The sequence below is a fragment of the Kitasatospora sp. NPDC002965 genome, assembly GCF_040611255.1.
Taxonomy (GTDB): domain Bacteria; phylum Actinomycetota; class Actinomycetes; order Streptomycetales; family Streptomycetaceae; genus Kitasatospora.
On sequence record NZ_JBEXNT010000052.1, the window covers coordinates 36,801 to 55,909 of the forward strand.

A 19,109-nucleotide genomic window follows, 5' to 3' on the forward strand; every position below is an offset into this window, starting at 1 on the left:
CGACTGGCCGCCTGGCCGGCCGGGCGGGCGGGCGTCAACGGAGGTCGGCCACCAGCCGGAAGCGCTCCAGCACGACCGGGGTGACGTCGTCCACGGTGAAGTCCGGGTCGCCGAGGGCCGCGCGCAGCTCGTCGCCGTGCCAGAACCGCTCGTGCGCGGCCCGCCACTCCGCGACCGTCGCATAGCCCTCACCCTCGTCCAGGGCGTGCTGCAGTCCGACCTCGCCGAGCAGGACGACCCGGACGTCCGTCGTCTCGGTCACCGCGACGACCCGCCCGGCCGAGTCGACCACCGCGCCACGGGTACCGGCCCTGGGGAGCGGCTCCCCCTCGTGCTCGTACTCGACGACCAGCCCGGTGGTGCTGGTCTTGGCGCCGGAGAGCACGGCCGCGACCAGCTTGTCCCGGAGCGGTCCGGGGAACGCGAACTCCTCCACCCGCAGCCCGGCGATCCGAGGGTCGTCCGGGCCGGTGTAGGACTGCTCGGGCATGCGGGGCTCCTCAGGACGCGGTTCGGCCGGGGTCGGCCGGGGCGGGATCGAGCGCAGCGTAGCCGTTCCGCCGTCGGGTGGCGCGCGGTTTTCCGACCGGTCGGGCGGCGGCTCGGCGGGCCCGTCCCGCCCGCCGCCCCGGCGTCCCCACGGGTCCGGACGGTCACGTCCGATTTCCGCCAGTCGAGCCCCCTCCGGTGCCGCAGACTGGACAGCGTGATCGACGACGACATCCGGTACCGAGCCGTGGACAGCCGGGACGCCCGCTTCGACGGCGTCTTCTTCACGGCTGTCACCTCGACCGGGATCTACTGCCGGCCGAGCTGCCCGGCCGTGACCCCCAAGCGCGTCAACTGCACCTTCTACCCCAGCGCCGCCGCCGCCCAGAGCGCGGGCTTCCGGGCCTGCCGCCGCTGCCGCCCCGACTCCGTCCCGGGCTCGCCGGAGTGGAACCACCGGGCCGACCTGGTCGGCCGCGCGATGCGGCTGATCGGTGACGGCATCGTGGACCGCGAGGGCGTCGCCGGCCTGGCCCAGCGCCTCGGCTACAGCTCCCGCCAGCTCCAGCGTCAGCTCACCGCCGAACTCGGCGCCGGCCCGATCGCGCTGGCCCGTGCCCGCCGGGCGCAGACGGCGCGGCTCCTGCTCCAGACCACCGAGCTGCCGGTCACCGAGATCGCCTTCGCCTCCGGGTTCGCCTCCGTGCGGCAGTTCAACGACACCGTCCGCGAGGTGTACGACCGCACGCCGAGCGGCCTGCGCGCCGAGGTCACGGCGGGCCGGCGGACCGCCACCCCGGCGGGCGGCCTCGCCCTGCGGCTGGCCTACCGGGGCGCCCTCGACAGCGACCACCTGATCGACTTCCTCGCCCTGCGCGCCGTCCCCGGCGTGGAGGAGGTCGTGCCCGGCTCCCGGCCGGGCGTCCGCACCTACCGCCGCACCCTCGCGCTCCCGTACGGCCACGGCATCGCCGAGGTGGACGGCCTCGCCCCCGGCGAGCCGCGTGCCCGCGGCTGGCTGGACTGCCGGCTCTTCCTCACCGACCTGCGTGACCTGCCGACCTCCGTCCAGCGCCTGCGGGTCCTGTTCGACCTGGACGCCGACCCGCTCGCGGTCGACGACCAGCTCGGCGCCGATCCGCTGCTCGGCCCGCTGGTCCGGGCCCGCCCGGGCCTGCGCTCGCCCGGCCACGTCGACCCGCACGAGCTGGCCGTCCGGGCCGTCCTCGGTCAGCAGGTCACCGTCGTCGCGGCCCGTACCCTGGCCGGCCGGCTCGCCGTGAAGTACGGCTGCGCGCTGCCCGAGCCCAGCGGCGGGCTGCGGCTGCTCTTCCCGACCGCCGCAGCCCTCGCGGTCGCGGATCCCGAGGACTTCGCGATGCCGGCCGCCCGTCGCCGGGCCCTCACCGGCCTCTGCGCCGCCCTCGCCGAGGGCGTCGTCCGGCTCGACGGCGGGGTCGACCGGGAGGAGGCGGCCGCGCAGCTGCTCGCCCTGCCCGGCATCGGCCCGTGGACCGTCGGCTACCTGCGGATGCGGGCCCTCGCCGACCCGGACGTCTTCCTGCCGACCGACATCGGCGTCAAGCACGGTCTGCTCCGGCTCGGCGCCGACGGCGACCCGAAGTCCGCCGCCCGTACGGCAGAGGCCTGGGCCCCCTGGCGCTCCTACGCCCTCCACCGCCTCTGGGCGGGCCCGGCCACCGACCCCAGCACTGGAACGGAGAACACCTGACGATGAGCAGCACCGAGCAGACCGGCACCGAGCCGAGCACCACCGAGCCGAGCACCACCGAGTACACCGAGCAGACCGGCACCGAGCAGACCGGCACCGAGCAGACCGGCACCGAGCCGAGCACGGCCGGCGCCGGCACCACCGTCTTCACCTTCATGGAGAGTCCGTTCGGGCGGCTGATGCTCAGCGGCGTCCGCCCCGTGGACGGCGGTCCGGCCGCGCTGGCCACCGTCACCGCCCCCGGCCAGAAGTACGCGCTCGCCGAGCCCGACGACGACTGGGTGCACGATCCGGACGCGCTGACCGAGCCGGTGGCCCAGCTGACCGCCTACTTCGCCGGGGAGCTGACCCACTTCGAGCTCCCGCTCGCCCCGGTGGGTACCGACTTCCGCCGCCGGGTCTGGGCCGCCCTCGACCGGATCCCGTACGGCGAGACCGTCACCTACGGCCGGCTCGCCGCGCTGGCGGGCGAGTCCCCGAAGGCCGTCCGCGCGGTCGGTGGCGCGGTCGGCGCCAACCCCCTGCTCATCGTCCGCCCCTGCCACCGCGTCCTCGGCGCCAACGGCGCCCTGACCGGCTTCGCCGCCGGGACCGACCGCAAGCGCTGGCTGCTGGACCTGGAGAGCGGCGCCCTGTTCTGAGCCCGGCCCCACCGGCCCCACCGGCCCGGCCGGCGGTGCGGTACGCGGACGGTCGGCGGCCCGCCGCGGGAGCCGGTCAGGCCGGGTCGGCCGTCAGCGCCACGCGCCAGTCGTTGCTGCGCATCCGGCGGCCGGGCGGGAACTCGAAGTCGGTCTCGCCGAGGAGGGTGAAACCCGCCTTGCGGCAGACCGCGTTGGACGCGGGGTGGCCGACGGAGGGGAAGGCGTGCAGCCAGGGGTGGCGGGCGGTGCGGGCGGCGGCCCTTACGGCGGCGCGGGCCGCCGCCGCGGCGATGCCCCGGCCCTGGTGGCCCGGCAGGACGTTCCAGCCCATCTCGTAGACGGTCGCCCCCTGCCAGTCTCGCTCGGCGTAGCCGACGCTGCCGACGGCCTCGCCCTCGGGCTCCAGCACGATGCGGTACATGCAGCCGATGCCGGACGGGACGAGGTCCAGGTAGCGGCGGTGGCGGACGAGCATCCGCTCCTCGCTCTCGGGGCCGCCGACGTGCGCGCGCATGTCCGGGGTGTTGATCCGGCGCAGCAGCCCGAGGTCCACGTCGGTCCAGGGTTCGAGACGGAGGAGGGAGGGGTCCATGGCCGGACGGTAGTCGGCGGTGCGGCCTCCGGCGACCGGTTTTCGCGGTGCCCGCTGCTCAGAGGACCGGTTCGGCGAGCGCCCGGGCGAGGTTCTCCAGGGCGGGCAGGGCGTGCATGACGGCGTCGCGGTCGGCGGGGGACAGGGCGTCGAGCGCGGTGGCGATGCGGCGCTCGTGGGCGCGCTGCCAGTCGTCGAGCTGGCGCCGGCCGGCCGGGGTGAGGGCGATCCGGGCGGTGCGGCGGTCGCCGGGGTCGGCCTGGCGGTCGACGAAACCGGCCTCCAGCAGTTTGCCGACCAGACCGCTGACGGTGTTCGGGGCGAGCCGTTGCCGGCTGGCCAGTTCGCCGACCCGCAGCGGGGCGGCGGCGAGCGTCTGGAGGAGCTCGACCTGCGCCATCGGCAGGGATTCCCAGGGGTAGTCGGTCCGGATGCTGCTGCGCAGGGTGCGGCGGAGCCGGGTGACCACGTCGGTGAGCCGTCGGGCGCGTTCGACCGCCGCGGTTTCCGGGTCCTGGGGGCCGACGACGGCCGGCCCGGAGGCGGGTTCGGGAACGGGTGGTGACGACGGCATGGCGGACAGCGTAGCGCCTGGTGCGGACGGTCTCCGACGGCCTTGATCCGGTCGACGGCGATCGATCCCGGTCGTCGGCCGCCAGATCGCACACCGATCATCTCGTAGAGAGAACATATCTGCATCCGATATATTTCGCCGTATGAACGCCGCGTCGACCCTCGCCACCCGGCTGCTCACCGAGCACCCCCGGCCGCGCGGCATAGCCCGCCGACGGCACGCCCACTGGCTCGCCGTCGCCACCGTCTGCCTGGGCGCCTTCCTCGGCCAGCTCACGGCCAGCGTCACCGCCCTCGTCTACCCGGAGCTCCAGCGCCACTTCCACACCGGATTCGCCGCCGTCGAGTGGGTCGCCCTCGCCTACCTCCTGGTCCTGGTGGCCCTGCTCGCGCCGGTCGGGCGCCTCTCCGACCTGGTCGGCCGCAAGACCGTCTACCTCGGCGGGTTCGCCGTCTTCGGCCTCGCCTCGCTGGGCGCCGGGTTCGCCGGCGGACTCGGGACGCTGGTCGCGTGCCGGGCGGTGCAGGCGGTCGGCGGCGCCATGATGCAGGCCAACAGCGTCGCCCTGGTCGCGCGCGGCGTGCCCGGGCACGCGATGCGACGGGCGCTCGGCGTCCAGGCGACCGCCCAGGGACTGGGACTGGCGCTCGGGCCCAGCCTCGGCGGGCTGCTGGTGGAGCACGCGTCCTGGCGCTGGGTGTTCTGGGTCAACGTGCCGATCAGCCTGGTCGGCATCGTCGCCGGCTGGTTCCTGCTGCCCCGGACGCGCCCCGACGTCCTTCCCGGCGCGGCCCCGTCCGCCGCCCGTCCCGGCACGCCGGGCCCGCGTCCGTCGCCACGTCCGGCCCCACGTCCGGGTGGCCTCCCCGGCGCCCGGAGCGCCGCGCGCCTCCCGCGTCCGCGCCGGGCCCCCGACTCCGACGGTGACGCCGGCCGCTTCGACCTGCCCGGTCTGCTGTTGCTCACCGGCTCGTCCACCGCCCTGCTGCTGGCCCTCTCCGCCGCCTCCGGCCTGCCGCTCCCCGGCTGGGCGGTGATCGGACTGCTGCTCGCCGCCGTCCTGCTCGCGTTCGGCCTGGTCCGCCAGGAGCGCCGGGCCGCCCGGCCGATCCTCGCGCCCGGCCTGGTCAACACCCCCGGAGTCCGGCCCGGCCTCGCCGTCTCGCTGATCGGGTACCTGCTGCTGTTCTGCCCGCTGGTGCTGGGCCCGGTCCTGCTCGCCGAGTCGGGCCTGCCGACCGCCGGGGCCGGCCTCGTGATCACCCTGCTCCCGGCCGCCTTCGCGGTGGCCGCGTCGGCCGGTGGCGCGCTGCTCCCGCGCGGCTGGACGGACGTCGCCCGGTGCCGCTTCGGTGCCGCCCTCGCCGGGACGGGTCTGCTGTGCTGCGCGCTGCTCCCGGCCGCCGGCGCGCCCGCCCACCTGCTCGCCCTGCCCCTGGCGGTCGTCGGCTGCGGGCTCGGTGTGCTGCTGCCGGCCAACAACGCGCTGGTGATGCGGGCGATCCCGGCGGAGTGCTCGGCGGTCGGCGGCGGCATGGTCAACATGGCCCGCAGCCTCGGTACGGCGCTCGGTACCGCGTTGCCGGTGCTCGGCGTCCACCTGGCGGGCCCGGCGCTCGGCGGCCGGTCGGTGCTGCTCCTCCTCGCCGGGGTCGCCGCCCTCGCGGTGGCGCTCACCCGTCCGGTCCGTCCGGCGGTCCGCCGCTGAGAGGACGGGAACGGCCGGGGCGGCGGACGGGTCCCCCGTCCGCCGCCCCGGCCGTGCCGTGCTGTTCCGTCGCTCAGGAGGCGGGCACGCCGGGGGCGGCGCCGCGCTCCTGGAGCATGTCCGTCATCAGCTGGATCTCCGAGTTCTGCCCGACCACCATCGACCGGGCGAGCCGCTTCTCGGTCTCGTTCTTCGCCACGTCGACGTAGCCCTGGGCCATCTCCACCCCGCCCTTGTGATGCTCCAGCATCAGCTGGAGGAAGAGCACCTCGGCGTCCTGCCCGCTCAGCGAACGGAGCTTGGCGAGCTGGGTGTTGGTGGCCATGCCGGGCATCAGCGAGCCGTCGTGCGCCTCGTAGGTGTGCTTCATGCCCATCCACGCCATCGGCTTGGCCGGCGAGTGCTGCGGGAGCCCCCACTGGTCGAGCCAGCCCATCATCATGCCGCGCTGGTTGGCCTGGGTGTTGATGATGTCGAAGGCGAGCGTGCGGGTGTGCCCGTCCGTGGTCCGGTCGCGGACGATGAACGACAGGTCCACCGCCTGCTGGTGGTGGGTCGCCATGTCGCGGGCGAACCCGGCCTCCGGGGAGTCGTCCGCCGGCGCGGAGGCCGAGGAGGATCCGGAGGCGGACGTGCCGCCGGCCACCAGGGCCGGCACACCGAGCGCGAGGGCGAGCGCCGCCGCCAGGGCGGCGGGCCACCAGAGCCGCTTGCGCGAGGTCGCGGGGACGAGGTCGTCGTCCCCGAACTCCTCCTCGCCCGGTGTCACGTCGGGGGCGGTCACATCGCCCCCATGGTGCAGGAGGCCCCGGGCTCCTGGGTCTGCTTGCCCTGGACGTACTTGGTGAAGAACTGCTCCACCCGCGGGTCGGAGGCGCTGTCCACGGTCAGCTGGGTGGACCAGGCGTTCAGGGTGATGGTGCCCTGCTCGTCCGGGTACGGGCTCATCAGCGAGTACGGGGTGGCCTTCACCTTGGCCGACAGGGCCTTGATGTCCTCCGGGGTGGCCTTGCTGTTGTAGGTCACCCAGACGGCTCCGTGCTCCAGCGAGTGGACGGCGCGCTCGTTCTCGACCGGCTGGTCGTAGACGGTGCCCATGCAGTCCAGCCAGATCGCGTTGTGGTCGCCGCCGACCGGCGGGGTCTGCGCGTAGGTGACCTTCTCCTTGACGTGGTTCCGGGTCAGCTCGCCGAAGGTCTGCACGCCGTCGATCGGGGCGCTGGCGGCGACCTCCTTGGCCTTCTTGTCCTTGTTGGCGTCGACCACGATCCAGGTGCCGGTGGCTATCGCGGCGATCACCAGCACGCCGGCGACCGATCCGGCGAGGACCTTGTTGCGACGGTCGCGGCGCTGCTCGGCCGCGCGCAGCTCGGCGATCCGGGCGCGGCGGTCGAGACCGGCCTGCTTGGCGCCCGGCTTGTTCGACTGTGCCTTGGACTGCTTGGAGGCGGAACCCATGTGGTGTCCTTGTCCCCACCGCACATCGGGCGCGGCGGTCTGAAGAAGTGGCGGGATGGGGCGGATCCGCCGGTCCCGTCCGTCCGTCGGCCCGCACGGGAGCGCGGGCGGGTGGCACGGGAGGGCCGGCGGCGGGTTCCGCTCAGGACCGGTGTACTTGGAGTTCGTGCAGGTCGGGCGCGGGGTGCGGGCCGACCAGCAGCCCGGCGGGCACCACCCGGGGCAGTGCCTCGGGAGCCTCCGTCAGGGGTGCCGCCGCAGGTTGCGGGTGCGGCGGCGGGTTGGGGAGCTGGGCGTCCTGGGCGCAGTACGGGTGACCGGAGCAGCCGTTGTCGCGATGCGGCGGATCACCGTCGACCGAGCACCACGTCCAGTGCCGGTGGCTCTCCGCGTGGACGCGGTCGCCGACGGTCTGCGGCGTGGTGGCCGGGCCGGTGGTGGTGGTGCGGTGTCCGTGATCGGGCGCCGGGGTGGCGGCCGGTGCGTCCCGGAAACCGGTCGGCGGGCCGATCAGGGGGCCGGCCGGGGCTGCCGCCGGTGCTTCCGGCCGCTCGGTCGTGACCGCCCTGGCGTGGCCCGCGCACGGGAGCGCCGTCAGCAGTCCGGCGAGCAGCAGGATCCACAGCGCGCCGACCGGGCGACCCGCGAGTGCGGTCCTCCACGGTCGGGGTGTGCTGGGGGCCGACGCGGTCATGCGCACATTTAATCAGCCGAACGAGTGAAGCGAGTCCCCTCCCGGGTTCTCACTTTCGGTGGCCGACGGGCCGGAATCCACCGGAAACACCCTGGTCGGGGCGGTTCGGGCGAGCACGGGAGGAACGGAAACGAAACGGACGGCGAATCCGGTGATCGATATCGGTCGATGTGTGCGCGGTTGTCGTCGAAACCCGGACAGCGTCGTTGCCCTTGGAGACAATGTCGTCGAGCCCGGCCCGCCCGGGGGCGGCGCGATCACGGAGCGACCAGGAGCCGCCAGATGACCAAGCAGGGTGCACCCGCGCAGCAGCCCCGGCCGGACGACGGCTGGTGGGACACGGTCTACGCGGGCCCGGCGGGCACCCTCCCCGACACTCCGGACGCGACGCCGGGTGAGGGCAGCGTCGACGACTGGTTCGAGACGGCGGCCGGGTTGATCGGGCACCAGCGGAGCGGGGAGGACGCGGCCACGCAGCCCGAGCCCGAGCCCGAACCTGAACCTGAACCCGGTCCTGGCCCTGAGGCGGCGGTCGGGGCCGATCCGGTGGTCGACACCCAGGTGCTGGAGCGGGACAGCATCGACGACTGGTTCGACACGGCGGTCGGCGTGATCAGCCCGCAGCCCTCGGACCCCGGAGAGACGCACCGCTTCCCCGCCCCGCCCTGGGCGGACGACGGGCCCGTGAAGAGCCCGGGGGCATCGGCACCGGCACCGGAACGGGCACCGGCACCGGAACAGCGCCCGGCCACGCCGCCGGAGCAGGCGCCGGAGCAGGCGTCGGAGCCGGAGCCCGCCGCGGAGCGGCCCGACCTGCGGAAACCGGAGCCGGAGCCGAAGCCGGAGGCCGCCCGCGTGCCGGAGCCCCGGCCCCGGCCGGAACCGGCCGCCGTCGAGGAACCGGTCCCCGCCTCTGTGCCGGTGCCGGTGCCGGTGACCGAATCGGTGCCGGCCGTCGCCGAGCGGCCCGAGCCGGACCCCGCGCCCGAGCAGGCTCCTGCCGCTACCCCCACCGCCGCCGCGCCCGCCCCCGCCCCCGCGCCGCGTCCCGCCGTGCGGGCAGGCCGGCCCGGCACCGCGCCCGCCGTCCCGCACGTCGGCGAGCGGCCGCCCACGTACGGGCCCGAGCCGACCGCCGTGCCGGAGGCGGACCCGGGCGCGCTGGGTTCCGTCGTCGCCGACACCGTGCTGGAGGGCGCCCAGTACGCCACCACCACCCTGCGCGCCACCTCCGTCCGCGGAGACTCGGCCCGCTACCGCGGCGAGCCGCGGCGCGACGCCCTGCTGGTGACCCGCTTCGGCGAGGGGACCGACGGCCTGCTGCTCGCCGTGCTCGGCGGCTTCGACCGGGCAGGCCCGGCCGGTGGTCCGGCGGCGGAGGAGGTCGCCGTCGCCGCCGCCGAGGCCTGCCGTCAGCTCGCCACCTCGATCGGGCGCAGCCGGACGGGCCTCGCCGCCGACCTGCGCGACGGCGCCCGGGACCGGCTCCGGTACGGCCTCCAGCGGCTCGCCACCGGCGCGTCCGCCCCGCTGCGCGCACTCGTCCCGGACCCGGACCCGGCTGCGGACCCGGCTTCGGACCCTGCTGCTGACCCGGCCTCCGCGACCGGCCCGGACGGGGAGGCCGAACCGTCCCCCGTGTCGCTGCACTGCCTGCTGGTCTCGCTCGACCCGGCGGCGGGCTACCGCGCGGCGTTCGGGGTCGGCCCGGGCGGGCTGTACCTGTTGCGTTCGGGGCACTGGATCGACGCGTACGCGGCGCGCCTGCTGCACCACCCGGACGGTCAGCCGCCGGTGCCCGAGGGACAGGTGCCGGGTGCGCGCCCGTTCCGCTTCCGGATGGTTCCGGCGACGCCCGGCGACATCCTGCTGCTCTGCACCCCGGGTCTGGCGCGGCCGATCGCCGACGAGCCGGCGGTCGCGCACTTCCTGGCCTCGCACTGGGCGCACCCGCACCCGCCGGGCACGGTGGACTTCCTGCGCCAGGTCCAGGTCCGCGCCAAGGGCTACGCCGACGACCGCACCGCCGCCGCGGTCTGGACGGAGTAGGCGCGGACCGTCCCGGCCCGGCTTCCGGCGCTCGCCCCGCTCAGGCGGGCGTCGTGCCCAGCAGGGTGCCGCAGGCGGATTCGGCGAGGTGGAGGGCGCGGGGGCGGAGGGCGCCGGGGAGCCCGAGGGCGAGCGGGACGGCGAGGCCGTCGAGCAGGGCGCGGATCTGGCTGGCACGCTCCGCGGCGTCGCCGGGGGCGAAGCGGCCGGCGGCGGTGCCCTCCTCGATCAGGGCGACGAGGTCGGCCTGCCAGGGGGCCTCGATCTCCAGCTGTCCCCGGCGCAGTTCCTCGCCTGCGGGGGAGCGGCCCCACACCTCGACCCAGAGGATCCAGCGCGGGTCGCCCGGGCCCTCGGGCAGGTAGAGCGCCGTGTACCCGGAGAGCCGTGCACGGACGTCCCGGCCGCCGTCGGCGAGCAGGTCCCGGCGGCGGGCGCCGAGCTGGTCCTCGCTCCAGCGGAGGGTCTCCAGCAGGAGCTGGTCCTTGCTGCCGAAGTAGTAGAGCAGGTGGCCGGCGCTCATCCGCAGCTCCCTGCCGAGGCCGGCCATGGTGAGCTTGGCCAGCCCGTGTTCGGCGATGGCGGCCCGTGCGGTGGCGAAGACCTCCTCGCGGGGGCGTGCCGGTCGGCGGGGGCGGGCGTCCGCCATCTGTCCTGCTCCTCTGGAACCTGGGGGCGGCACGGGAGACCCGCGGGAGGCCACCACGATACCGGCCGTGTCCGGGAGGCCACGGAGGGGGACGAGGGCCGGTTCGGCCCGCACTCCTGCGGGTACGTACCAACTACGCCGATCAACAGGACCATCCCGATCGGAGGGGATGCCCATGGCCACACTGATCGCCCTGTTCGCGGGGCTCGCGGTGATCGTGACCGGACTGTCGCTCCACCTTCACCGCCGTCACAGCCGTCCCACCGAGAACCTCGACGGCCTGCTCGCCGAGCAGGAGCGGCTCGCCCAGCTGCGGGCCCTCCGCTCCTCCTACAGCTCGATCGCGATACACAGCACGCACGGGCTCACCACCGACGACATCGGGAGGTACCACCGGTAGCCGCCCCACCGCCCAAGGCCCTGGTGCCGACGGCGGACGCGCGCGCCGGCCCAAGGTGCCCGGCGCGACGCGTCGGCTGCGGAGCGGTACCCGTGGAGGGCGGCCGGGAAAGGCAGGCCCCCGCTCGGCCGCGGCCGGCGGGGGCTCGATCGCGTCCGGGGATCAGAGCGAGGCGTACCGGGTGACGTTGGTGACCTTGCAGCTGATCTTGCCCTTGGTCTCGACCGCGCCTTGCGCCTTGAGGGTGGCGGCCTGGCCGGCGGCGAGGTTGTTGGTGGCGGCCAGGCCTTCGCCGATACGCGTACCGGCCGCGTCGACGAACTCGACCTGGATCATGTAGTTGCTGCTCTTGCTGCTGCGATTGGTGACCTTGAGCTGCGCGGACGGCCAGTGCAAGGTGGCGTCGACGTCGCAGGAGGTGAGTTCGACGTCGCCTGTGGCGTCGGCGTTGCCGGGTGCTGCGGGCAGGGTCGGCACGGCGGTGGGCAGGGTCGGCACTGCGGCGGGCAGCGTGGGTGCGGGGGTGCCCGGGGCGGGGGGTGCTCCGGTGGTGGTGGCCTCGACGGCGGGGCCGGTCGGCGTGCTGGTGGTGATGCTGGGGTCGCACGCGGCCAGGCCGAGGACGGCGAGGCTGACGGCGGTGATGGCGAGGGTGGTGCGGCGCATGGGTCCCCCTGGGACACGGCGGGTCGTGGTGAGGGGACCGTATCGGCGCGCACCGGGACCGCGACGTGGTGTGACGGAGCTGTGACCAAACTGGAAACGGTAAATGGCCTTCCCGGCCCGTGAGTTGCCCCGGTGTCGATCCGCCGGTCGTGCCGAAACGTCCTGCTTCGGGGCCGCCGGGGTCGGACCGTTGCGCGACGGTCCGACCCCGGCTCTTTCGTGATCTAGCGGGAGGGGCCGGGAGGAGGCCACGGCAGGGGGCTGCGACCTCGTCCCGCCGGCGTCCGCCGTGGCGATGTGACGCCCCGGCCTGTCACGGTGTCGACCTGATGGAGCGTCACGCCGTCGGCTGCTGCTGGGTGATGCAGTGGATGCCGCCGCCGTTGGCGAAGATCTCGCGGGCGTCGACCAGTTCGACCGTGCGGCCGGGGTAGGCCGCGCCGAGGACGGCGGCGGCCTCCTGGTCGCGCGGGTCGTCGAAGGCGCAGAGCACGACGACGCCGTTGGCGACGTAGTGGTTGATGTACGAGTAGTCCACCGGCTCGCCGTCCTCGTCCGACAGGACGGTGGGGGCGGGCAGTTCGATGACCTCCAGCTGTCGGCCCCGGGCGTCCGTGGCGGCGCGCAGGATCGCCACCAGCTCCCGGCACACCTCGTGGTCGGGGTGCGACGGGTCGGGCTGGACGTGGGCGACGACGACGCCCGGGCGGACGAAGGCGGCGACGATGTCGATGTGGCCGCGGGTGCCGAACTCGTCGTAGTCGCGGGTGAGTCCGCGCGGCAGCCAGATCGCCTTGGTGGTGCCGAGGAAGGCGTGCAGCTCGGCCTCGACCTCCTCCTTCGTCCAGTCGGCGTTGCGGCCCTCGCCGAGTTGGACGGTCTCGGTGACCAGGACGGTGCCCTCGCCGTCGACGTGGATGCCGCCGCCCTCGTTGATGAGCCGCGAGGCGAACCGCCGGACGCCGGTCAGTTCGCCGATGTGCTCGGCGACGTGCTGGTCGTTCTCCCAGCGGGCCCAGGACTGGGCGCCCCAGCCGTTGAAGATCCAGTCGGCGGCGGCCAGGCCGCCCTTGCCGTCGATCAGGAAGGACGGGCCGATGTCGCGCATCCAGGCGTCGTCCAGCGGGCGCTCGACGATCTCGACCTCCTCGGCGACGTACTTGCGCGCCTCCGCCGTCCCGCCCGTGTTGACGACCAGGGTGACCGGCTCGTACCGGACGACGGTGTTGGCGACCGCGGCCCAGGCCTCGCGCGCCGCGTGCAGGTGCTCGGGGGTGTCGAAGGTCGGGTTGTCGGTGGGGAACGCCATCCAGGTGCGGTCGTGCGGGTGCCACTCGGCGGGCATCCGGTAGCCGAGCGAGGCGGGGGTGGGGGTGGTCATCGTCGTGTTTCCTTGCGGGGCGGGTGAGGGTGGCCGGGGGGAGGGGGAGTCGGGTCGGAGGTCGGTCAGAGGAAGTAGAGGCGGCTGAGCGAGACGCTGTCGGCGGGCTCGGAGCGCAGCGGGGAGCCGTCGAGCGACACCAGGCCGGTCTCGGTGACGTCGACGCGGCCGATCCTGGCGTTGCGGACCATGTCGCGCGGACCGATGCCGCGGGTGTTGCGGACGCCGACGCGTCGGCGTCGGGTGGGCAGGCCGTCGGCGGCCTTGTCGAGGTAGGCGCCGTCGGCGGCGGCCTGGGAGACGAAGGCGACGGAGAGGTCGGCGGCGGTGGCGCCGTGGGCGCCGAACTGGGGCCCGAGGACGAGGGGTTCGCAGCGGTCGGTGGAGGCGTTGGGGTCGCCGACGACGCCGTAGGCGGGGAAGCCGGCCTTGAGGACGAGCTGGGGCTTGGCCCCGAAGTGGTCGGGGCGCCAGAGGACGATGTCGGCGAGCTTGCCGATCTCGATGGAACCGACCTCGTGGGCCAGGCCGTGGGCGATGGCGGGGTTGACGGTGAGCTTGGCGATGTAGCGCAGGACGCGTTCGTTGTCGTCGCCGCCCTCGGTGGTGCCGTAGGAGCCGGTGCCGTCGAGGGGGCCGAGCTCGGCCTTCATCTTGCCGGCCATGGCGAAGGTGCGGCGGACGGTCTCGCCGGCGCGGCCCATGCCCTGCGCGTCGGAGGAGGTGATGCCGATGACGCCGAGGTCGTGCAGGACGTCCTCGGCGCCCATGGTGCCGGCGCGGATGCGGTCGCGGGCCATGGCGGCGTCGCCGGGGAGGTCGACCTTGAGGTCGTGGGCGGAGACGATCATGCCGAAGTGCTCGCCGAGGGCGTCGCGGCCGAAGGGGAGGGTCGGGTTGGTGGAGGAGCCGATGACGTTGGGGACGCCGGCCATCTTGAGCACGTTGGGGACGTGTCCGCCGCCGCAGCCCTCGATGTGGAAGGCGTGGATGGTGCGGCCGTCGAGGACCCTGAGGGTGTCCTCGACGGAGAGGCACTCGTTGAGGCCGTCGGTGTGCAGCGCGACCTGGACGTCGTACTCCTCGGCGACGCGCAGGGCGGTGTCCAGGGCGCGGGTGTGGGCGCCCATGTCCTCGTGGACCTTGAAGCCGGAGGCGCCGCCCTCGGCGAGGGCCTCGATCAGGGGGGCCGGGTCGGAGGAGGAGCCGCGGCCGAGGAAGCCGATGTTGACCGGCCAGGCGTCGAAGGCGTTGAAGGCGTGCCGCAGGGCCCAGGGCGAGTTGACGCCCACTCCCCAGACCGGGCCGAACTCCTGGCCGATGACGGTGGTGACGCCGGAGGCGAGCGAGGCCTCCATGATCCGCGGCGAGAGCAGGTGCACGTGGGTGTCGATGGCACCCGCGGTGGCGATCATGCCCTCACCCGAGACGATCGTCGTCCCCGTCCCGACGACCACGTCGACGCCGTCGAGGGTGTCCGGGTTGCCGGCCCGGCCGATCGAGGCGATCCGGCCGCCGATCAGGCCGATCGAGGTCTTCCGGATGCCCTGGACCGCGTCGATCACCAGGACGTTGCTGATCACCACGTCGCAGGTGTCGCGGACGGCGGCGGGCTTGAGGTGCAGGCCGTCGCGGGCGGTCTTGCCGAAGCCGGCCAGGAACTCGTCGCCCGGCGCCTGCGAGTCGGACTCGACCCGGACGATCAGGCCGGAGTCCCCGAGCCGGACCCGGTCCCCTGCGCGGGGGCCGTGGACGGCGATGTAGTCGTGCGGGGTGATGGCGGTCACGACTCGACCTCCGCGTCGTCGAAGCCGGTCAGGTATCCGGTGGCGCGGGCCTTGGCCAGCGCGGCCTCCTTGGCGCCGGGCGCGTCCAGCGGGCCGTCGACCAGGCCCGCGAAGCCGATCGCGACCCGGCCGCCGCCGATCGGGACGAGGCCGACCTCGACGGTGGCGCCCGGGTCGAAGCGGACCGAGGAGCCCGCCGGCACCGCGAGGTGGGTGCCGTAGGCGGCGGCCCGGTCGAAGGCCAGCCGGGGGTTGGCCTCGAAGAAGTGGAAGTGCGAGGTGACCGAGATCGGCACCCCGGAGGTGTTGTGGACGGGCAGGACGACGGTCTCCTCGACCGGGTCGTAGCCCGCGCCGTCGCCGGCCAGCGTGCCGCCGGGGGCCTCGTCGCCGAGCGAGCCGGCGCCCCGGAACGGGTCGTTGACCACGGCGAGACGGGTGCCGTCGTCGAAGACCGCCTCGACCTGGACCACGGTGACCACGTCGGGCACGCCGGGCAGGACGTCGTCGGCGCCGAGGACCGAGCGGCCGGCCTCGACGGCCTCGGCCAGGCGCCGGCCGTCGCGGGCTGCCTCGCAGACGGTGTCCGCGATCAGCGCGGTGGCCTCGGGGATGTTGAGGCGCAGGCCTCTGGCACGGCGGGCGCGGGCCAGCTCGGCTGCTGTGAAGATCAGCAGCCGGTCCCGCTCGGTGGGGGTCAGTCGCACGGTTCCTCGCTCGCGGTCGCCGGGGAGGGTGGGTGGGGCGGTGGGCGGTGGGGCCGGGGTTCCTGGGGGAGCTGGTGAACGTGGTTCCGGAGGGAAGTTAGAACGCCGTTCAAACATCCCGGGTCATTGAACCCGGACCCGGCCACCCTGTCCAGCGTTGCCGCTCGGGCGGCGTTCGGCTCGCCGGGAGCCGCCATCGGGCCCGGCGTGTCGCCGACGCGGCCGGGCGGCGGGCCTCGAAAGCGGACCGTATGCTTCGCAAACCTGTCCGGTGCGGCCAGTTGGATCACGCAGAAAGCCCCGTGCCCCTTTCACCCCAGGTGATCGCCCGTGCACTGTTCCAAATGCCGAAAGGTGGGCATGAGGATGGGTGGTCAGAACCACGGGGCCACCCGACCGGCGGGGGATCCGGCCCGGGGGCCCGGAGCGAGGGCGGGGGCAGGAGTGATGGACGGTCAGTCGCGATTCCCGCGACAGCGGACGGGTTCGGGGGGCGCCTTCCGGCCCACGGGTCACAGCGGTACGGCGACCCCGGCGGGCACCGGCCCGGCAGGTGCCGGTTCGGTGGGCGCGGCCGGCGCCGCGCTGCAGGGCGTACCGGCGCCGGGGTGTGCGCTGCACCGCCGGCTCCACGTGGCGGTGGAGGCGGCAGACCTGGTCGCCGTCGGCGCGGTCCGCCGACGGCTGCGTGCGGCCCTCGGGCACTGGGGGGTGCCGGAGCTGGCCGACACGGCCGAGCTGCTCTCCTCCGAGCTGGTCACCAACGCACTGCAGCACACCAGTCAGGGCGCCGTCTTCGACGCGGTGCTGACCGCCGACCTGCGGCTGCGGATCGAGGTCCAGGACGCCGCCGCCCGGCTGCCCGGTCGCCGTCGCGACCCGGAGGCCGAGTACGCCACCTCGGGGCGAGGGCTGGTGCTGGTCGAGGCGCTGGCCGATTCCTGGGGCGTTCAGCTGAGAGGGGACGGCAAAGTCACCTGGTTCGAGCTGGCCTCGGCCGTGGCCTGACGCGGCCGAACACTGTTCGCTGTCGAACGATGCCCTGAAGTGAAGGGCAATGCCAAGATTTCCGGCCCGTTGCCATTGCCGCTGGGCCGAACATTGGCCAGGATGGTGGGAATGTGTGTCCACGTGCGAGGAGCGGCGGGGAATTCTCACCTCGACTGACCGTCGCCCGTCGGCACCGAGCCACCGAGCACCACCCATCACACCGCCATGCGGCCCGTCCGGACGGTCGGCGCGGTCCGCCACGGCAGCGGCAGGAGCAGCATGCCCACAGAGCCCGAGTCACCGGGGCCGGCCCTCCCGTCCGGCTCGTCCACGACCGGGTCGGGCCGGACCAGACCCCCCGCCCAGGCGGCCCGGCGGCACGCGCTGCGCACAGCTCCCGGCCTGGCCGCCGGCCGCCTCGCGCCGATGCTCTCCGGTGGCCTGCCGGTCGTCCAGAGCGACTCCACGCCGGACTGGCTGGAACCGGCGATGGCCGCCAACGGCATCGGCTCCTTCGACTGGGACATCCGCCGCGACGTCCTGGAGGGCGACCAGCGGGCCTGCACGATCGTCGGCCTGGACACGGCGGACAAGAGCCGGTTCGACCGCACCTCCGCCTCCTTCCTGGCCCTGCTCCACCCCGAGGACGCCCCCGTGGTGCGCCGCCGCGTCGAGCGCGCCGTCGCCGAGCTGGGCCAGTGCGGCGCCTACTACCGCACGGTCGGCCCCAGCGGCACCATGCGGGCCGTCCGGTTCCGCGGCCGCGTCCTCGCCGACGCCTTCGGCCGCGCCTCCCGGATGGTCGGCTTCGTCTGGGACGCCACCGTCGAGCTGCACAAACGCGACCGCGCCGACCGGATGGCCCTGCTGCGCGAGGAGCGCTCCCGCTTCATCAAGGAGGCCGCCCGCGCCCTCTCCGAGGCCGTCACCGTCCGCGACGTCGCCCGGGTCTTCACCGAACTGCCGCTGCCCGGCCTCCCGCCGGACGGCCTGGTGCTCGCCGCCTTCGAGGCCGGCCGGGTGCAGATCCTCGGCGCCTCCGGCTACCGGGCCGAGGAGCTCGCCGGCTACGACCGCTCGGTGCTGCCGCAGACCCACCCGGCCGCCGAGTCCCTGCGCAACCGCTCGCCGGTCTTCTGCGCCAGTCGCGAGGAGTACCGCGAGCGCTACCCGGAGGTCTGGGAACAGACCCGGCGGACCAGCCGCAGCTCCTGGGCCTTCCTGCCGCTGGTGGCCAGCGGCCGGGCGATCGGCGTCTGCGTGGTCAGCTTCGACGACGACCGCCAGCTGGACGCGGACGAGCGCACCCTGCTCTCCACCCTCGGCGGGCTGGTCGCCCAGTCCCTGGCCCGGGCCCGGCTGCACGACGCCGAGCACGAGCTGGCGGCCGGCCTCCAGCGGGTCATGCTCCCGCGCACCGTCCCCTCGGTGCCCGGCGTCACCACCGCCGTCCGCTACCTGGCGGCCGGCTCCGGCCTGCAGATCGGCGGCGACTGGTACGACGTCGTCCCCCTGCCCGGCGGCCACGTCGGCCTGGTGATCGGCGACGTCCAGGGCCACGACGTGCACGCGGCCGGCATCATGGGCCAGCTGCGGATCGCGCTGCGCGCCTACGCCGCCGAGGGCCACCCGCCCGCCGCGGTGATGGCCCGGGCCTCCCGGTTCCTCGCCGACCTCGACACCGACCACTTCGCCACCTGCACCTATGCCGAGGTCAACGTCGACTACGGCGTCGTCTACGCCGTCCGGGCCGGCCACCTCGACCCGGTGGTCCGGCGCGCGGACGGCACCGCGACCAGCGTTCCGGTGGCCGGCGGACTGCCGCTGGGCATCGCCCCGGACGAGGAGTACCGGGTCACCCGGTTCAGCCTCGACCCGGGCGAGACCGTGCTGCTCTGTACCGACGGACTGGTCGAGTCACGCGGCATGGACCTCGACGAGGGCGTGGCCCGGCTCACCGCGGTGCTCGCCGAACCGCTCGCCGACCCCGCGCGGGCCGGCCGCGACCCGCTGGAGGTCCTGGCCGACCGGATCGCCTCCCAGGCCGCCGACTCCAGCGAGCGCGAGGACGACATAGCGCTTCTGCTGCTGCGCTGGGACGGCCCCGAGGGCGGCCTGGCCGCGCAGCAGCTGCGCCGCCGGATCGGGCAGGCGGACCTCGCCCGGATCTCCGAGGTCCGCGCCGAGCTGCGCGACGCGCTGCGCCGCTGGGGAGTGGCCGAGCTGATCGACACCGCCGAGCTGCTCACCTCCGAGCTGGTCACCAACGCGATCCGGCACACCGACCGCGACGCGATGTTCACCGCCCGGCTCTACCGGGAGCCGGCGGCGGACGGCGGCCGGGCCAGGCTGCGGGTCGAGGTCGAGGACGAGTCGGACCTCTGGCCGACCCGCCGTACGCCGGGCGAGCAGGCCTCCTCGGGGCGCGGGCTGATGCTGGTCGAGGCGCTGGCCGACGGCTGGGGCGTGGAGCCCCGGGGGTCGGGCAAGCGGATGTGGTTCGAGATCACGGCGACGGCGACCGCCGCCGCCGGGGCGACGGCGGGCTGACCGGCGGCCGGGCCGGCGGCGGGCCTGCGCCCGGCGGCG

The 19,109-nt window shown here is 74.9% G+C and carries 18 protein-coding genes; 7 read left to right on the forward strand and 11 right to left on the reverse strand.

Features of this window, described 5'->3' with window-relative positions:
- Window positions 1–34 precede the first annotated feature (34 nt).
- A complete protein-coding gene (locus tag ABZY91_RS20985; RefSeq protein WP_355404311.1) occupies window positions 35–490 on the reverse strand; it encodes an ASCH domain-containing protein in 456 nt (151 codons plus the stop codon).
- Window positions 491–706: 216 nt separating this feature from the next.
- Between ABZY91_RS20985 and ABZY91_RS20990 the strand changes: the two genes are divergently transcribed.
- A complete protein-coding gene (locus ABZY91_RS20990) occupies window positions 707–2,221 on the forward strand; it encodes an AlkA N-terminal domain-containing protein (protein ID WP_329881917.1) in 1,515 nt (504 codons plus the stop codon).
- A gap of 2 nt (window positions 2,222–2,223) precedes the next feature.
- On the forward strand, window positions 2,224–2,862 hold the full coding sequence (locus ABZY91_RS20995; RefSeq protein WP_355404313.1) for a methylated-DNA--[protein]-cysteine S-methyltransferase: 639 nt from the start codon (window positions 2,224–2,226) through the stop codon (window positions 2,860–2,862).
- A gap of 76 nt (window positions 2,863–2,938) precedes the next feature.
- Here the strand turns inward: ABZY91_RS20995 and ABZY91_RS21000 are convergent, their stop codons facing one another.
- Together ABZY91_RS21000 and ABZY91_RS21005 are read right to left on the reverse strand one after the other, a co-directional pair.
- Window positions 2,939–3,457, reverse strand: a complete 519-nt coding sequence (locus ABZY91_RS21000) for a GNAT family N-acetyltransferase (protein WP_355404315.1) — start codon at window positions 3,455–3,457, stop codon at window positions 2,939–2,941.
- 58 nt (window positions 3,458–3,515) lie between these two features.
- Window positions 3,516–4,031 carry a MarR family transcriptional regulator gene (locus ABZY91_RS21005; RefSeq protein WP_355404318.1) on the reverse strand — a complete coding sequence of 172 codons (516 nt, stop codon included), beginning with the start codon at window positions 4,029–4,031 and terminating at the stop codon, window positions 3,516–3,518.
- Between the two features lie 142 nt (window positions 4,032–4,173).
- Between ABZY91_RS21005 and ABZY91_RS21010 the strand changes: the two genes are divergently transcribed.
- Window positions 4,174–5,739 (forward strand): MFS transporter, encoded by a 1,566-nt coding sequence (locus tag ABZY91_RS21010; protein ID WP_355404320.1) that lies wholly within the window; start codon window positions 4,174–4,176, stop codon window positions 5,737–5,739.
- A 73-nt stretch (window positions 5,740–5,812) separates the two neighbouring features.
- On the opposite strand, the gene ABZY91_RS21015 is transcribed toward ABZY91_RS21010, so the two are convergent.
- The 3 genes from ABZY91_RS21015 to ABZY91_RS21025 form a co-directional block, all read right to left on the reverse strand.
- Entirely contained in the window at window positions 5,813–6,523 is a 711-nt protein-coding gene (locus tag ABZY91_RS21015; protein WP_329952138.1) for a DUF305 domain-containing protein, read from the reverse strand.
- Window positions 6,520–7,197, reverse strand: a complete 678-nt coding sequence (locus ABZY91_RS21020; RefSeq protein ID WP_329881922.1) for a DUF3105 domain-containing protein — start codon at window positions 7,195–7,197, stop codon at window positions 6,520–6,522. The genes ABZY91_RS21015 and ABZY91_RS21020 overlap by 4 nt, the downstream gene beginning before the upstream one ends.
- A gap of 142 nt (window positions 7,198–7,339) precedes the next feature.
- Complete coding sequence (locus tag ABZY91_RS21025) at window positions 7,340–7,891, reverse strand: hypothetical protein (protein WP_355404322.1); 552 nt, start codon at window positions 7,889–7,891, stop codon at window positions 7,340–7,342.
- Between the two features lie 282 nt (window positions 7,892–8,173).
- Between ABZY91_RS21025 and ABZY91_RS21030 the strand changes: the two genes are divergently transcribed.
- Window positions 8,174–9,940 carry a hypothetical protein gene (locus ABZY91_RS21030; protein ID WP_355404324.1) on the forward strand — a complete coding sequence of 589 codons (1,767 nt, stop codon included), beginning with the start codon at window positions 8,174–8,176 and terminating at the stop codon, window positions 9,938–9,940.
- A 40-nt stretch (window positions 9,941–9,980) separates the two neighbouring features.
- On the opposite strand, the gene ABZY91_RS21035 is transcribed toward ABZY91_RS21030, so the two are convergent.
- Complete coding sequence (locus ABZY91_RS21035; RefSeq protein ID WP_329952142.1) at window positions 9,981–10,589, reverse strand: TetR family transcriptional regulator C-terminal domain-containing protein; 609 nt, start codon at window positions 10,587–10,589, stop codon at window positions 9,981–9,983.
- Between the two features lie 175 nt (window positions 10,590–10,764).
- Between ABZY91_RS21035 and ABZY91_RS21040 the strand changes: the two genes are divergently transcribed.
- Window positions 10,765–10,989 carry a hypothetical protein gene (locus ABZY91_RS21040; protein WP_355404325.1) on the forward strand — a complete coding sequence of 75 codons (225 nt, stop codon included), beginning with the start codon at window positions 10,765–10,767 and terminating at the stop codon, window positions 10,987–10,989.
- Between the two features lie 162 nt (window positions 10,990–11,151).
- On the opposite strand, the gene ABZY91_RS21045 is transcribed toward ABZY91_RS21040, so the two are convergent.
- The 4 genes from ABZY91_RS21045 to ABZY91_RS21060 all read right to left on the reverse strand — a co-directional run bounded on the left by ABZY91_RS21045 (window position 11,152) and on the right by ABZY91_RS21060 (window position 15,530).
- Window positions 11,152–11,655 (reverse strand): FxLYD domain-containing protein, encoded by a 504-nt coding sequence (locus ABZY91_RS21045; RefSeq protein ID WP_355404327.1) that lies wholly within the window; start codon window positions 11,653–11,655, stop codon window positions 11,152–11,154.
- Between the two features lie 337 nt (window positions 11,656–11,992).
- Entirely contained in the window at window positions 11,993–13,036 is a 1,044-nt protein-coding gene (locus tag ABZY91_RS21050) for an agmatine deiminase family protein (protein ID WP_355404328.1), read from the reverse strand.
- A 65-nt stretch (window positions 13,037–13,101) separates the two neighbouring features.
- Window positions 13,102–14,814 (reverse strand): urease subunit alpha, encoded by a 1,713-nt coding sequence (locus ABZY91_RS21055; RefSeq protein WP_355404335.1) that lies wholly within the window; start codon window positions 14,812–14,814, stop codon window positions 13,102–13,104.
- A 5-nt stretch (window positions 14,815–14,819) separates the two neighbouring features.
- On the reverse strand, window positions 14,820–15,530 hold the full coding sequence (locus ABZY91_RS21060; RefSeq protein ID WP_355404330.1) for an urease subunit gamma: 711 nt from the start codon (window positions 15,528–15,530) through the stop codon (window positions 14,820–14,822).
- Between the two features lie 564 nt (window positions 15,531–16,094).
- Between ABZY91_RS21060 and ABZY91_RS21065 the strand changes: the two genes are divergently transcribed.
- Window positions 16,095–16,538: an ATP-binding protein gene (locus tag ABZY91_RS21065; protein WP_355404332.1), complete on the forward strand. Its 444-nt coding sequence runs from the start codon at window positions 16,095–16,097 to the stop codon at window positions 16,536–16,538.
- Between the two features lie 261 nt (window positions 16,539–16,799).
- On the forward strand, window positions 16,800–19,070 hold the full coding sequence (locus ABZY91_RS21070; protein ID WP_329881931.1) for a SpoIIE family protein phosphatase: 2,271 nt from the start codon (window positions 16,800–16,802) through the stop codon (window positions 19,068–19,070).
- The last annotated feature ends 39 nt before the right edge of the window (window positions 19,071–19,109 follow it).